Here is a 13,556-nt window from a genome sequence, read left to right as displayed (position 1 = left end):
CAAATTTTAGCCGCTATCCTTCGCTAGGGTCGCACGGAAAGCCGCAGCAATTTCGACTGCGAAAAGGCCCGAGCACCTGATGAACAAACCATTGAACCACCGCAGCGCCCCGGCACATCCCGAAGCCAGCCACGAATCCCATCCCGGCTGGTACGACGAGATGCGCTCGAGCCTTTCGGTGCGCTCCCAGTTCGTCATGTCTGGCAATATCCGCGATCTCTACATCTCGCCCCGCTCCCACGAAGAAGGCTTCCTGACCTTCGAACAGACCATCTGGCGCCTGCTGCGGGCCAAGGGATTTCTTGCACTACTCATCCACGATCCGGTCGATGGCGTACACCTTCACCACGAATGCGATCCGCGTCTGGAAAAGATCTTTACCCGGCACGGCATCACGCTGGGCGAAGCGGCCGCAATTCCCTATGACATCGCCGCGCTCTACCGCCGGGTTGCCGCCCTGCGCGTCATTCCCACGGCCCTTATGATCGACTATGCCTCGCACCTCGGGCGCGACAACGCCCCGGGCCTGACCGATCTCTTCGTGACCGTGCACAAAACCGCGCGCATGCCCGTCGCGCCCCGCCCGGCCGAAGTGGGCAAAGCCCCGCTTCGCAACCCGGTGATCTGGATCGCCGACCGCGCGGCCGACCTTCCCGACTGGTTCGTCGGCGGCAATGACGATCTGCGCGAAATCGTGGCGGAAATGCCCACGCTCGAAGACCGCTTTGCCTTTGCCCGCACGCTCCTGCCCCAGTTTCCGGCAACACCCGGGCGCCCACATACCGAAACCGAAAGCCTGCTGCAGAAATTTGCCCTGCAATGCGACCGCCACACGCTTGTCGCCATGCGCGCCATCGCCGGCGTGGCCCGGGCCGAATCCCTGCCGCTGGAAAAGATCACCGATGCCATCGGCATGTATCGCACCGGGACACGTCGCAACCCCTGGAAATCGCCGGTGCTGCGCTCGCGCATGCGCAACGCGCGCGAAATCCTGGCCAAGCGCGTCAAGGGCCAGGACAGCGCCATCGACAAGACGCTCGACATTCTCATGCGCTCGGTCACCGGCCTCTCCGGTGCCCAGACCGGCCACCGCCAGACCCGGCCGCGCGGCGCCCTGCTCTTTGCTGGGCCCACCGGCGTGGGCAAAACCGAACTGGCCAAATCCGTCACCGAACTGCTCTTCGGCGATGAATCCGCCTGCCACCGCTTCGACATGTCCGAATTCATGGAAGAGGATTCGATCACCCGTCTCATCGGTGCCCCACCGGGCCATCCCGGCCACGATCGCGGCGGCGAGCTGATCAACGCGATCCACAAACGCCCCTTCTCGGTTTTCCTCTTCGACGAGATCGAAAAGGCCCACCCCCGGATCCTCGATACCTTCCTGCAGATCCTGGACGAAGGCCGCATCACCGATTCCCGCGGCGTCACCGCCTTCTTCTCCGAGGCGCTGATCATCTTCACCTCGAATATCGGCATGTTCGGCAACAAGCGTGAAACCAACATGGGCATGAACGTCATGCCTTCCGATCCGCACCGGGTGGTCGAGGAGAAGATCAACAAGGCGGTTCAGGACTTCTTCCGCTTTGATCTCAAGCGCCCCGAACTGATGAACCGGATCGGCCACAACGTCGTGGTGTTCGATTTCATCGACCGCACCAGCCAGCACGTGATCTTCACGGCCATTCTTGAACGCGTGCTCGATGTCGTCGCCACCGAACAGGAAATCGAGCTGCGCTTTACCCCGGACGCCCTGGGCGAATTGGAACACATGTGCACGCAGGACGTTTTCGATGGCGGCCGCGGCATCGGCAACCGCATCGAAAACCACCTCGTGAACCCCCTCGCACACGAGCTGTTCTTCTGCACGCCCGGCTCCGTGCTCCAGGTCGAAACCGAAATCGATGCGCATGGCCGCAAGCACCTGCGCTTCGTGCAGCAAAACAGCGGCATCGGCGGACCGCTGGGATAGTCCGCAGTTTCCGGTCGCATCCAGACCCGCCTGTCGCAGCCGGAACAGATTTCTCCAACGCCTGCTTCATGCTCGACCCGTACCAATAACGGATTTCGCGCATGTTCGAGCGCCGCATCCCCGAATGGCTCCGCCACGCGCCGGCCCCCTCGGTCCGGGGTTTTGCCCTCATCAACGGGTTCGAGGCCGTCACCCGCGGCCTGCTCATCTCGGTCTTTCCCGTCGCGCTCTACGATGCTTTGGGCGATGCGCGCACCGTCTCCGCTCTCTATTTCGGCATCGGCATCGTGTCGCTGCTTACCGGGCTCCTGGTGCCCTTCATCGGCCGTTTCATCCCCCGCCGCTGGATCTACATCACCGGCACGCTGCTCTACATCCTCGGCGCGGTGCTCGCGGCTTCGGGCGCGTGGTGGGCCATGCCAGCGGCTGTGCTGCTCTATTCCATGGCCACCGTCATCACCTTCGTCTGTTTCAACGCCTATGTGCTCGACTATATCGCGCGGATCGAACTGGGCCGCTGCGAAACCCTGCGCATGTTCTATTCCGCGCTGGGCTGGACGGCCGGCCCCCTGACCGGTGTCGCCCTCGTGGCGCTCTGGCGGCCCGCGCCTTTCCTCTTGTCGGGGCTGTCCGCCTGCTTCATGCTCGGTGCCTTCCTCTACATGCGCCTGGGCAACGGGCGGCTCATCACCAGGGCCAAGCGGCCGCCGCCCAACCCGCTGGCCTTCCTTGGCCGCTTCTTCGCCCAGCCGAGGCTGGTGGCCGGGTGGCTCTTTGCCGTGATCCGCTCCTGCGGCTGGTGGGCCTATGTCGTCTACCTGCCGATCTTCGCGCTGGAAAACGATCTCGGGCAAAGCTTGGGCGGCGCGCTTCTCTCGGTCACCAATGCCGCGCTCTTCCTGTCACCGCTGATGCTGCGCTGGATGCAGGCACGCTCGGTCCGCCATGCGGTGCGCACGGGGTTTTTCTTTGGGGCTTCACTCTTTCTGCTGGCCAGCCTGCTGGCGCCCCTGCCCGTGGCCGCTGTCGCCGCGCTCTTTGGCGCATCGCTCTTTCTCATCCTGCTCGACATCTCCGCAGGCCTTCCGTTCCTGATGGCGGTCAAACCCTCGGAACGGACCGAGATGTCGGCGATCTATTCCAGCTTCCGTGACGTCTCGGGCATCCTGACTCCCGGCATCGCCTGGGCGGTGCTGATGGTCGCGCCACTTGCCGGTATCTTCACCGCCGCCGGTGTGGCGATGGCCTCGGCCTGGATGATCGCGGGGCGTCTGCATCCGCGCCTCGGATCCCGGCGCATCACCCTCGAACCCGCGGAATAGGTTAACCACCGCACGCCGCGTTCATACCTGTGGCAAGGAAAATTGCCGCGCTGCGGCGGTGCACGCATGTCAGCTGGATGTCAGCCGGGAATCACCCCCCGTTTTTCTGGCTTTCAATCCCGGTAATCTCCATGAAAATCCGGTTAATTTCCCAGGTAATCGCGCAGCGCTGGCGGCGGGTTTTCCATCAGCTCCGCCACCGCCACGGGGGCCGCGGCCACTCCATCCGCCACCAATATCGCCGCATCCGCAAAGCGTTCCATATCGCTCGGATCGTGGCTCACCATCAGCACCGTCGCGCCCAGTTCCCCGGCCAGGTCCTGCACCAGTTCCAGCATCTCCACCTTCAGCGCAGGCCCCAGAGCCGAGAAAGGTTCATCCAGCAAAATCAATGGGTTGCGCTGCACAAGAACCCGCGCCAATGCCGCGCGGCTCTGCTGTCCTCCCGACAGGCGGCCGGGCTTGCGCGTGCCCATGCCTTCCAGCCCGACCCGGGCCAGCGCCCGCTCCACCCGTGCCTGCTCCTCGGCGGTCAGCTTCAATCCCGGATGGATGCCAAGCCCTACGTTCTGCGCGACCGTCAGATGCGGAAACAGGTTGTTGTCCTGAAACAAAAGCGAAATCGGCCGCTTGCCCGGCGCGCTGCCGGTCATCTCCGCCCCCCGCCACAGCACCCGCCCCGCCACCGGTTCCACGAACCCGGCAATGGCGTTCAGCAGCGTCGATTTCCCCGCGCCCGACGGTCCGATCACGGCCACGCGCTTGCCCTCTTCAACCTGGAAATCCGCCTGCAATTCAAAACCATCCAGCCGGATCACCACGCCTTCAAGCGTCAACATCGCCACGTCCTCCCCGGTCGAAGAGGTAGAACAGCGCAAGGCTGAAAACCAGCAGGATCAGCCCCGCCCCCGCCGCTGCCTCCATCCGGTAGGCGCCCATCAGGCGATACATCTGCAATGGCAGCGTGGCGAAATCCGGATCGGCAAACAGCGCGACGACCCCCAGGTCACCCATCGACAACGCCGCGGTAAGACCTGCCGAAAACCCCAGCGAATTGCGCAAACGCGGCAGGACCAGCCACCGCATCCGCGCCCATCCCCGCAGGCCCAGCGCATCGGCCAGCCGCCCATAGTCGGCCTCGATCCGCGCCACTTCTGGCGCGATCACCCGCATCGCAAAAGGCAGCGCCATCAACGTGTTGACCAGCGCCGTCACCGGCAATGCCAGATGCGCCGGGTTGATCCACGGATTGACCATGATGAAAAGCCCCGTTCCGATCACCAGCGGCGACACCGCGATGCCACTCAGCGCGACAATCTCGGCCCAACCGCGCCGGGCCGTGGCAAGCGACAACGCCAGCACCAGAACCAGCACCGTGGTAATCAGCGCGATCACCACCGACGTGCCGGTCGCCGTCCAGACCATGCCGGGCACCTGAGCCAGACCCTTCAAGCCATTCAGGAAAATCATCGCCAGGGGCACCAGAAGAAACAGCGCCGCCAAGCCGATCCAGACAGCGTCGCCCGCGCGCAGCACCGCGCTTTCCGCCTCCCAGCGCCGCACGATCCGGTCCATCCCAGCGCCAAAACCTGTGGGCACCGCGGCCCATAGCGCCAACGCCGCTGCAACCCCCGCGATCACCAGTTGCACCACCGCCAACAAGGCTGCGCGCCCCAGGTCAAAATCGAAGGTAAACGCCTGGTAGATCGCCAATTCCACCGTCGTCGCACGCGGCCCGCCACCCAGCGTCAGCGCCACGGCGAAACTGCTCAGGCAGATCGCGAACACCACCATCAACGCCCCCGGCACCACCGCCCGCAGCATCGGCCATTCCAGCACCCTCGCCACCTGCCCCGGCGACATGCCGAGATTGGCGGCCAGGCGGAACCGCTCGCCCGGAATCGCCTGCCAACCCTGCAGGATGATCCGCGTTGCCAGCGGCAGGTTAAAGAACACATGCGCCAGCACCACGCCATGCAGGCCATAAATCGACACGGGTTCAATTCCCGCCCATCCTAGCACCTGATTGACGAGTCCGCCCCGTCCGAACACCGCCAACAGGCCCAGCACCGCCACGATCACCGGCAGGATGAACGGCGCGCCCAGAAGAGTGATCAAAATCCCCCGCCCCGGAAACGCCCGACGCGCCAGCGCCCGGGCCACCGGAATCGCCAGCCCGACGCTGAACACCGCCGACAGGATCGCCTGCCAGATGGTGAACCGTAAGGCGCTCCAATCCGACGTTAAGACTTTGACCATAGTGTCGGCGCGCACGAACACAGCCGCCAACGGCACGAAAATCGCGGCGGCAACAAATGCCACCGCGATCCACGCAAAGGCGTTGACCGGTTTCAGCGGGACAGCGCGCGCAGCCATTCGCCCAGCGCAGTCTCGCGCGTCGCCGCCACCTCGTCCGGCGCGAACAGCAATGCATGATCGGTGCCCAGCGGTGCATCGAATCCGGCAGGCAATCCGCCCTCGGGCATCACCGCCGGATACATCCAGTTCGTCGTGGGAATGACCTGCTGGAACGCATCGCTCAACATGAAGTCGAGGAACGCATCGGCCAGTTCCGGCTGATCGCTCGCCGCCACTTTGCCGGCCACCTCGATCTGCATGTAATGCGCCGGAAACATCGCAGCGGCCTTGCTGTCATCCTCTTCCGCGATCCGGTGATAGGCCGGCGAGGTTGTATAGCTCAGCACCATGTCCGCCTCGCCCTCCAGGAACAGTCCATAAGCCTCGGACCAGCCGGGCGTCACCGTCACGATATTGTCGGCCAGGTCGGCCCACACCTGTTCGGCCTTGTCGCCATGCACCGCCTTGATCCACAACAAAAGGCCCAGCCCCGGCGTTGATGAACGCGGATCCTGGATCACGATGCTCACGTCGGATGCGGCCAGCTCTTCCAGGCTGCCCGGCACCTCCGACAGTTTCGTCTTGTCGTAGACAAAGGCGAAGTAGCCCCAGTCATAGGGCAGGAAGGTTTCGTCCGGCCAAGCGCCCGCCTCGCCGAACGGGTTTGGCACGTCCACGACCGGGCTCTTGCCATGCGGCGCAAAGAGACCGGTTTCCCGGGCCGCGGCGCTCAGGTTGGTATCCAGCCCCAGCACCACGTCCGCCTTGGTGCGCGCGCCTTCCAGCCGCAGGCGCGACAACAGCGCGGCCCCATCGCCGGCGGCCACGAATTGCAGGTCGCATCCACAGGTCTTTTCGAACGCCTCTTCCACCGCGGGCCCCGGGCCCCAGTCGGAAACGAAACTGTCATAGGTATAAACTGTCAGAACGGGTGTTTCTGCCACCGCCTGGGTGGCAAGCAACGTTCCCGCAGCAAACAAAAGATGTTTCATGTCATCTCCCTTCTTGCGACGGGCGGAGCAAGTGTTGGGAGAAACCCAGACCTTCCCTCCGCCGGTCTTAACCGGTTCAGGTTCAACGGGTTCGCCATTCGCGCAGCATCTCAGCCTGAACCGCCGTCCAGGCACCCCGAGGTACAACAACACCTAGGCCGCTCAACGGCGCTTGGCAAGCCACCCATGCGCCTTCCTCTCTTCGAAAACACCTTGGCGAACGAAAGGGCTGGTCCCTCGCTCCTGTCGTCTCGGCACTTGGCACCGCTTGCCCATGCCGCTATGCCAGCGTCAAAGGAGCCCGCACATGAGCCTGAATACATTCGGTCATCTCTTCTGCGTCACCACCTGGGGCGAAAGCCACGGCCCCGCCCTTGGCGCCACCGTCGACGGCTGCCCGCCAGGCGTGCCCCTGGACGAATCGATGATTCAGCAGTGGCTCGACAAACGCCGGCCCGGCCAGAACAAGAACACCACCCAGCGGCAGGAACCTGACCAGGTGAAAATCCTCTCGGGCGTGTTCGAAGGCGTGACCACTGGTACGCCGATCCAGCTGATGATCGAGAACACCGACCAGCGTTCCAAGGATTACGGTGAAATCGCCCAGACCTTCCGCCCGGGCCATGCCGATATCACTTATCACCTGAAATACGGTATTCGCGACTATCGCGGCGGCGGGCGGTCCTCGGCTCGCGAAACGGCGGCCCGCGTGGCCGCAGGCGGTGTCGCCCGCGAAGCCATCAAGGCGCTTGTGCCCGGCCTTGAAATCAAAGGCTACATGACGCGCATGGGCGAGAAAGAGATCGACCGCGAAAACTTTGACTGGGACGCGATCGACCAGAACCCGTTCTGGATCCCCCAAGGCCCCGACATCGCGGCCCAGTGGGAAGACTACCTGAGCGCCATTCGCAAGGACCGCAACTCGGTCGGCGGTGAAATCGAGGTCGTCGCGCGCAACGCACCGGCGGGCCTTGGTGCACCTGTTTATGGCAAGCTCGACACCGACCTGGCCGCGGCGATGATGTCGATCAACGCCGTCAAGGGCGTCGAGATCGGCGAAGGCATGGCCGCCGCGCGCCTCAAGGGCACCGACAATGCCGATGAGATTTTCATGGGCAATGACGGCCAGCCCGTGTTCAGCTCGAACCACGCCGGCGGTATCCTGGGCGGCATCTCGTCGGGGCAGGACATCGTCGTTCGCTTCGCGGTGAAACCTACCTCCTCGATCCTCACGCCGCGTCAGTCCATCAAGCTCGACGGCACCCCGACCGAGGTTGTCACCAAGGGCCGGCATGATCCCTGCGTCGGCATCCGCGCGGTCCCCGTGGGCGAGGCGATGATGGCCTGTGTGATCCTCGATCACCTGCTGCTGCATCGTGGCCAGATCGGGGAAAACCGCGGACGCATCGGCTGAATGCTCGCGATCCTGTCGATTACCTTTCCGATCTACGTTGTCATCGCGCTCGGCTATGTCTGCGTGCAGCGCGGCGTTTTCCGGCCGGACCATATGCCGGTATTCGGCGGCTACGTCATGAACATCGCTCTACCTGCCCTGCTCTTCAACGCGGTCGCCACGCGCGACGTTTCGCAGGTTTTCAACCTTACCTACATGGCCGTTTTCCTGGCCGGGGCGCTGGCCACGATTGCAATTGCCTTTCTTGCCTTCACCCTCACCGGCACCGCCCCGACCCGCCGTGCGGTGGCGATCATGGGCACGACCTGCCCCAATTCGGGGTTCGTCGGGTATCCCGTGATGCTGCTGACATTCCCATCGCTGGCCGGACAGATTTTGGCACTGAACATGCTGGTCGAAAATTTCATCATCATTCCGATCTGCCTTGCCATCATGGAGGCCTCGAAGGCCGAGCAGGCCCATATTCTGCGCAAGCTGCGCAATATCCTTTGGGGCGTTCTGAAGCGGCCGATGGTTCTATCGCTCCTGGCGGGGCTGGCCTTCTCCCTCAGCGGTCTGGCTATGCCCGAACCAGCCACCCGTATCTTCAGCATGCTCGCTGCCTCGGCCTCGGCCCTGGCGCTGTTCGTCATCGGCGGCAGTCTTGTCGGTGTCCCGCTCAGGGGCAACTGGGGCACATCGGTCCAGATCGTCCTGGGCAAGCTCCTGCTGCATCCGGCTATGGTTGCGCTGGCGCTTCTTGCCGTACCGATGATGGGCCTTGCCCCGCTTTCGCCCGATCTGGCCAAGGCGGTGGTCATTTCGGCCGCAATCCCGATGTTCTCGATCTACGCGCTCTTCGCACAGGAACTGGGCCACGAAGGCATGGCCTCCATCGCCCAGATCCTCGCCACCTCGGCAGCCTTCATCACGCTCAGCGCGCTTCTACTGATGCTGCTCTAGGCCATCGCCGCGGACAAGGCGGTATCCATCAACTCTTTGATCTCAGCCTCGCCGGTGCCGGCCACGATGCGGCCAAGCTCTTGATCTCCTCTCAGCACGACCAGAGTTGACCGGCGCGGGATGTTCATGCGTTTCACCAGCTCTCCGCGGCCATGTTCATCCCAGTCGATATTGATGAAGGTGATGTTCTTCTCGTAGTCCGGGTTGGCAGCCTTCAGCCGGTTCAGGACCCTTTCTTGCGCCTTACAGGTGCCGCACCAGCTGGCCTTGAAATCCAGGAACAGGATTTCGCCCGCTGCCAGCCTCTCGTCGACAAGCCCGGGCACATAGGTCAGCGGCTTGGCCCGCAAGGCACCCGGCACGATCAATGCCGCAGCACCGACGGCCATGAATTCACGTCTTTTCATCGCAAAACCTCCATTCATAGGGAAACAGAAAGATCAATCAGCCAAGCGGGCAGCACATCAAGCGCCCAGGCTTCGATCACGTGATGCAGCTGGAACAGGATCATCAACCCAACAGCGACAAAGGCGATGCCCAACACAGGCCGCGACTTTTCGGCGATCGCCCGCATCAGGGCCTGGCGCTTCTGCAACGCGCTTCGCGCACCGTATGCCAGAAGAAGAAGCACACTGGACACGCCCAGGGCAAAGGCCACCATGATTGCCCCGGCCCAAATCAGGTTCTCGCCCTGGCTGGCCAGTGAAATCGCCCCGCCCAGCGTCGGCCCGATGCACGGGCTCCAGACCGCCCCCAGCAACGCGCCACCAAGAAACTGCCCACCCAGGTGTTGCCGGTCGAGCCCATCTATCTGCGCGTCAGCACCAGCGGAAACACCCGCCGTCGCGGCCGTGAAAGCCATGCCAAGACGCGGGACAAGAAGGATCAGGCCGAAGCCGATCATCAAGGCCGAGCCGGCTTGGGCGACCATAAACTCATCCAAACCGATCGCGCGGCCAAAGGCCGTAACCCCGAGTCCCAGCGTTACGAATGAAAGGCTCATGCCGGCGGCCAGCGCGACGGGCCCCCACCGGCTGACTTGTAATGCAGTGGCAAGCACGATCGGCAGCACCGGCAAGACGCAGGGGTTGATCAGGGTCAGCAGACCAGCCGCATATCCAAACAGCAATTCCATGACCGAAGACTTAGGCGCAGCCGTCCGTCCGCGTCATCACACGTTTGGCCCACGGGCTCTCACGTCCGCGTGGGATTTTGTTTCGAAAGCTGCACCGCCAGGATCCCCGCCGCGATAACCGTAACGCCCAGCACATCCAGCGCGCCCAGCTTTTCTCCGAGCAGTATCGCCGCAACCGCGACGCCAAAGAAGGGGTTGAGGAAGTGGAATGTCGCGGCCTTCACGGCCCCGATCTGGTTGACCAGCGTGAACCACACCCAAGTGGCGGCCAGCCCGGGCACCAACGTGGTGTAGACAAACGCCACGATCAGTTGCCAGGACCATGTAACGCTTATCGTTTCCGTCACCGCCGACGCCACCGCCAGCAGGGCCGATCCGACGAACATCTGAAGCCCCACGATCATCATCACGTTCCCGCCCGACGACGCGCCGCGCACTGACAGAGTTGCGACTGTCAGCGCGATGGCTCCCATCACGCAAAGCGCCACACCAGTTGCGTCCGCTCCGACGCCGATCCTCGTTCCCATGATCAGCATCACGCCACCCACGCCCATCACCAGACCGAGAAAGGCCAAGGGCTTCAAACGGTCACCAAACAAGAGAAACCCCGCCAATGCCACCATGAGCGGCATGGTCGACGCAATGATCGAAGCCAGCCCCGCCTCGACCCATTGCATCGCGACAAAGTTGAGCCCGAGGTAAAGCGCATTCTGGCATATCCCGAATATGATCGTCGCACGCCATTGCGCGCGGCTCAGCCGGAAGCTTTGCCGCAACATCAGCGCAAGGCCAACGCCGATCAGACCCGAGACGAAAAACCTGAGCGACAACGATGCCAGCGGTGGCGCATAAGAGACGATCACGCGCGCAGACGTGAAGGCCGAAGACCACATCAAGGCAAAGGCCAGCCCCATCAGGATTGCGCGCAGGTTCATTGGCTTGCCTCGATTTTGATTTGCAGGGCCGGGTTGTTGCGCAGTTAACTATGGTCCAAACGGAACAACAAGGGCGTGCGCAACATGACTGATCTCACAGGCCAGATCACCTGGGTGTATTGCGATGACCTCGAGTCGACCTGCGCCTTTTATGCCGACACACTGGGATTTATGCTTGTTCGCGATGCAGGCACCGCGCGCATTTTCGAAACGACTGCTGGCGCCATGATCGGCGTCTGCATCGCTTTCGAGGACCGCATCGTGCAACCCGCGGGCGGAATGATCACTCTTCTCACCGATGATGTCGATAAATGGTACGCATATCTCATCGAAGAGGGCGCGGCATTGCGCGGACCACCGCGGGAATTGCCTCAGTTCGGGATCTACAGTTTCTTCTGCGAAGACCCGAACGGATACGTCATCGAATTCCAGCGCTTCGTTGAAAACTGACCGGTCGCAGAAAAGCAAAGAGGCCACCCTTTTCGGATGGCCTCTTGCCGGGAAAACTGGTTCTTGGACTTAGCCGTTCACGCTGTCCTTGAGTGCCTTGGCGATGGTCATCTTGACCACCTTGTCGGCCTCTTTCTTGATCTGCTCGCCGGTGGCGGGGTTGCGCACCATGCGCTCGGGGCGCTCGCGGCAGTAGATCTTGCCAACGCCCGGAAGGGTCACGGCGCCGCCGGCCGAAACTTCGCGGGTAATGATGTTCACGATTGCATCCAGCGCACCTGCGGCGGATTTCTTGTCGCTGCCCATTTCGTCGGCCAGTGCTGCAACAAGCTGCGTTTTGGTCATCGGTTTTGCCATTTTAGGTCTCCTTACATCTGCCCGAACTCTTGGGCCTCATTGGCCTCATATAACGGGATATGGGATATGAACACAACGAATAGTGGGTGTTTACAAGCGAAAAACATGCATTTTGTGTGGATTTCGATGCGTCAGAGGAAGGCTGTCTCGTTGAAACTGCGCAATTTCCGACTGTGAAGGCGTTCCAAAGGCATCCCGCGCAGGTTCTCCATCGCACGAATCCCGATCAGCAAATGGCGTTCCACCTGTGTTTTGTAGAAATCACTGGCCATGCCCGGCAGTTTCAATTCGCCATGCAGCGGCTTGTCGGACACACATAAAAGAGTCCCGTACGGCACCCGAAAGCGAAACCCGTTAGCGGCAATCGTGGCGCTTTCCATGTCCAGCGCGATCGCCCGCGACTGCGACAGCCTCTGCACCGGGCCCTTGCTCTCGCGCAACTCCCAGTTCCTGTTGTCCAAACTGGCCACAGTGCCCGTGCGCATCACCCGCTTCAGATCATAGCCCTCAAGCTCGGTTTCTGCTGCAACAGCCTGTTCCAGCGCGATCTGGATCTCGGCCAGGGCCGGCACCGGCACCCAGACCGGCAGATCGTCGTCAAGAACGCGATCTTCTCTCAGATAGGCATGCGCCAAAACGAAATCGCCCAAACTCTGGCTGTTGCGCAGTCCTGCGCAATGGCCCAGCATGATCCAGGCATGCGGCCGAAGCACTGCGATGTGATCGGTTGCCGTTTTCGCGTTCGACGGTCCGACCCCGATATTGACCAGCGTGATGCCTGTACCGTTGGCGCGTTTCAGGTGATAGGCTGGCATCTGCGGCATCTTCAGCTGGCCAGGCAGAAGCCCGTCCGGCTCTCTCAACTCGGCATTCCCCGGCGCAACGAAACTTTCGTAGCCCGAGTTGGGGTCCGCCAAGGCCCGTCGGGCATATGCTTCAAACTCGCTCACATAGAACTGGTAGTTGGTGAACAGAACATGGTTCTGGAAATGCTCGGGGTCCGTCGCCGTATAGTGGGACAGCCGCGCCAAAGAATAGTCAACGCGCTGCGCCGTGAACGGCGCCAACGCCCCTACGCCCGCAGCTGCCGCGTCATAGGTGCCGTTCACTATATCATCGTTGGTCGTGCCGAGGTCGGGAACATCAAACACATCCCGCAAGGTGAACCCGGCAGCCCCCTGATGCGGCACCGTCAGATCAGGATCGGCCGCGACCGCGAAATGCACCGGGATCGGCGTTTCGGAAACCCCGATCTCGACCGGAACGCCATGGTTGTCGATCAACAGGCCGATCTGCTGTTCCAGGTAATGCGCGAAAAGATCCGGACGCGTGATCGTGGCTTCGTGAACGCCCGGTTCCGCCACATGACCAAAACTCAGCCGGCTGTCGATCTTGGCATAACTGGTGGTCACAACACGGATCCGCGGATAGCACGCCCGCACTTTTTTCCCAGGCACGCCCCCTGCAATTGCCGCCGAAAACTGGTCTTTCAGAAACGTGATCGCTTCGTTGTAGATTTCAATGAGCCGTACAACCGCCGCCCTGGGGTCTTCGAACATCTCCTCCGGTCGCGCCGGCGGCATCGTGAATTCCGGATCGGATATCATCATGCACTTTCCGATGGGTTTGACAGGCGACATCGCCACTTCAATTTCGGCGACGTTGACACGCCCGGAACC

At 62.4% G+C, this 13,556-nt stretch carries 13 protein-coding genes and 1 riboswitch; of the genes, 5 read left to right on the top strand and 8 right to left on the bottom strand.

The features are described from left to right. Window positions 1-79 precede the first annotated feature (79 nt). Window positions 80-1,972, top strand: a complete 1,893-nt coding sequence (locus E0501_RS09755) for an AAA family ATPase (protein ID WP_137701189.1) — start codon at window positions 80-82, stop codon at window positions 1,970-1,972. Window positions 1,973-2,073: 101 nt separating this feature from the next. Next, on the top strand, window positions 2,074-3,294 hold the full coding sequence (locus E0501_RS09750; protein ID WP_137701188.1) for an MFS transporter: 1,221 nt from the start codon (window positions 2,074-2,076) through the stop codon (window positions 3,292-3,294). Window positions 3,295-3,437: 143 nt separating this feature from the next. On the opposite strand, the gene thiQ is transcribed toward E0501_RS09750, so the two are convergent. Genes thiQ through thiB form a run of 3 tightly spaced genes read right to left on the bottom strand, consistent with a single transcriptional unit; the run spans window position 3,438 to window position 6,644 of the window. Beyond that, window positions 3,438-4,133: a thiamine ABC transporter ATP-binding protein gene (gene thiQ, locus E0501_RS09745; RefSeq protein WP_137701187.1), complete on the bottom strand. Its 696-nt coding sequence runs from the start codon at window positions 4,131-4,133 to the stop codon at window positions 3,438-3,440. Next, a complete protein-coding gene (locus E0501_RS09740; RefSeq protein ID WP_193555889.1) occupies window positions 4,120-5,670 on the bottom strand; it encodes a thiamine/thiamine pyrophosphate ABC transporter permease ThiP in 1,551 nt (516 codons plus the stop codon). The genes thiQ and E0501_RS09740 overlap by 14 nt, the downstream gene beginning before the upstream one ends. Continuing rightward, window positions 5,646-6,644 (bottom strand): thiamine ABC transporter substrate binding subunit, encoded by a 999-nt coding sequence (gene thiB, locus E0501_RS09735; protein ID WP_137701186.1) that lies wholly within the window; start codon window positions 6,642-6,644, stop codon window positions 5,646-5,648. The genes E0501_RS09740 and thiB overlap by 25 nt, the downstream gene beginning before the upstream one ends. Before the next feature lie 36 nt (window positions 6,645-6,680). Further along, window positions 6,681-6,793, bottom strand: a riboswitch (TPP riboswitch). Between the two features lie 158 nt (window positions 6,794-6,951). On the opposite strand from thiB, the gene aroC reads away from it, so the two are divergent. After that, a complete protein-coding gene (gene aroC / locus E0501_RS09730) occupies window positions 6,952-8,058 on the top strand; it encodes a chorismate synthase (protein WP_137701185.1) in 1,107 nt (368 codons plus the stop codon). Next, window positions 8,059-9,000, top strand: a complete 942-nt coding sequence (locus E0501_RS09725) for an AEC family transporter (protein ID WP_137701184.1) — start codon at window positions 8,059-8,061, stop codon at window positions 8,998-9,000. Here E0501_RS09725 and E0501_RS09720 read toward each other — a convergent pair. From E0501_RS09720 to E0501_RS09710, 3 genes are read right to left on the bottom strand one after another with little or no spacing between them, the layout of a single operon-like run. Further along, complete coding sequence (locus tag E0501_RS09720) at window positions 8,997-9,407, bottom strand: thioredoxin family protein (RefSeq protein ID WP_137701183.1); 411 nt, start codon at window positions 9,405-9,407, stop codon at window positions 8,997-8,999. The genes E0501_RS09725 and E0501_RS09720 overlap by 4 nt on opposite strands. A gap of 14 nt (window positions 9,408-9,421) precedes the next feature. Further along, window positions 9,422-10,135, bottom strand: a complete 714-nt coding sequence (locus tag E0501_RS09715) for a cytochrome c biogenesis CcdA family protein (RefSeq protein WP_137701182.1) — start codon at window positions 10,133-10,135, stop codon at window positions 9,422-9,424. A 59-nt stretch (window positions 10,136-10,194) separates the two neighbouring features. Continuing rightward, window positions 10,195-11,070 (bottom strand): DMT family transporter, encoded by an 876-nt coding sequence (locus E0501_RS09710; protein ID WP_137701181.1) that lies wholly within the window; start codon window positions 11,068-11,070, stop codon window positions 10,195-10,197. A gap of 84 nt (window positions 11,071-11,154) precedes the next feature. Between E0501_RS09710 and E0501_RS09705 the strand changes: the two genes are divergently transcribed. Next, a complete protein-coding gene (locus E0501_RS09705; RefSeq protein ID WP_137701180.1) occupies window positions 11,155-11,520 on the top strand; it encodes a VOC family protein in 366 nt (121 codons plus the stop codon). Between the two features lie 69 nt (window positions 11,521-11,589). On the opposite strand, the gene E0501_RS09700 is transcribed toward E0501_RS09705, so the two are convergent. Together E0501_RS09700 and E0501_RS09695 are read right to left on the bottom strand one after the other, a co-directional pair. Beyond that, window positions 11,590-11,877, bottom strand: coding sequence for an HU family DNA-binding protein (locus E0501_RS09700; RefSeq protein ID WP_137701179.1), 288 nt, complete (start codon window positions 11,875-11,877; stop codon window positions 11,590-11,592). Between the two features lie 131 nt (window positions 11,878-12,008). Then, window positions 12,009-13,484: an AMP nucleosidase gene (locus tag E0501_RS09695; RefSeq protein WP_137701178.1), complete on the bottom strand. Its 1,476-nt coding sequence runs from the start codon at window positions 13,482-13,484 to the stop codon at window positions 12,009-12,011. Between the last annotated feature and the right edge of the window lie 72 nt (window positions 13,485-13,556).

Origin of the sequence: Marimonas lutisalis (genome assembly GCF_005434965.1) — a bacterium.
Lineage (GTDB): Bacteria > Pseudomonadota > Alphaproteobacteria > Rhodobacterales > Rhodobacteraceae > Marimonas_A > Marimonas_A lutisalis.
Note: the sequence above shows the minus strand (reverse complement) of the source record. Positions and strands in the feature narration are given on the sequence as shown.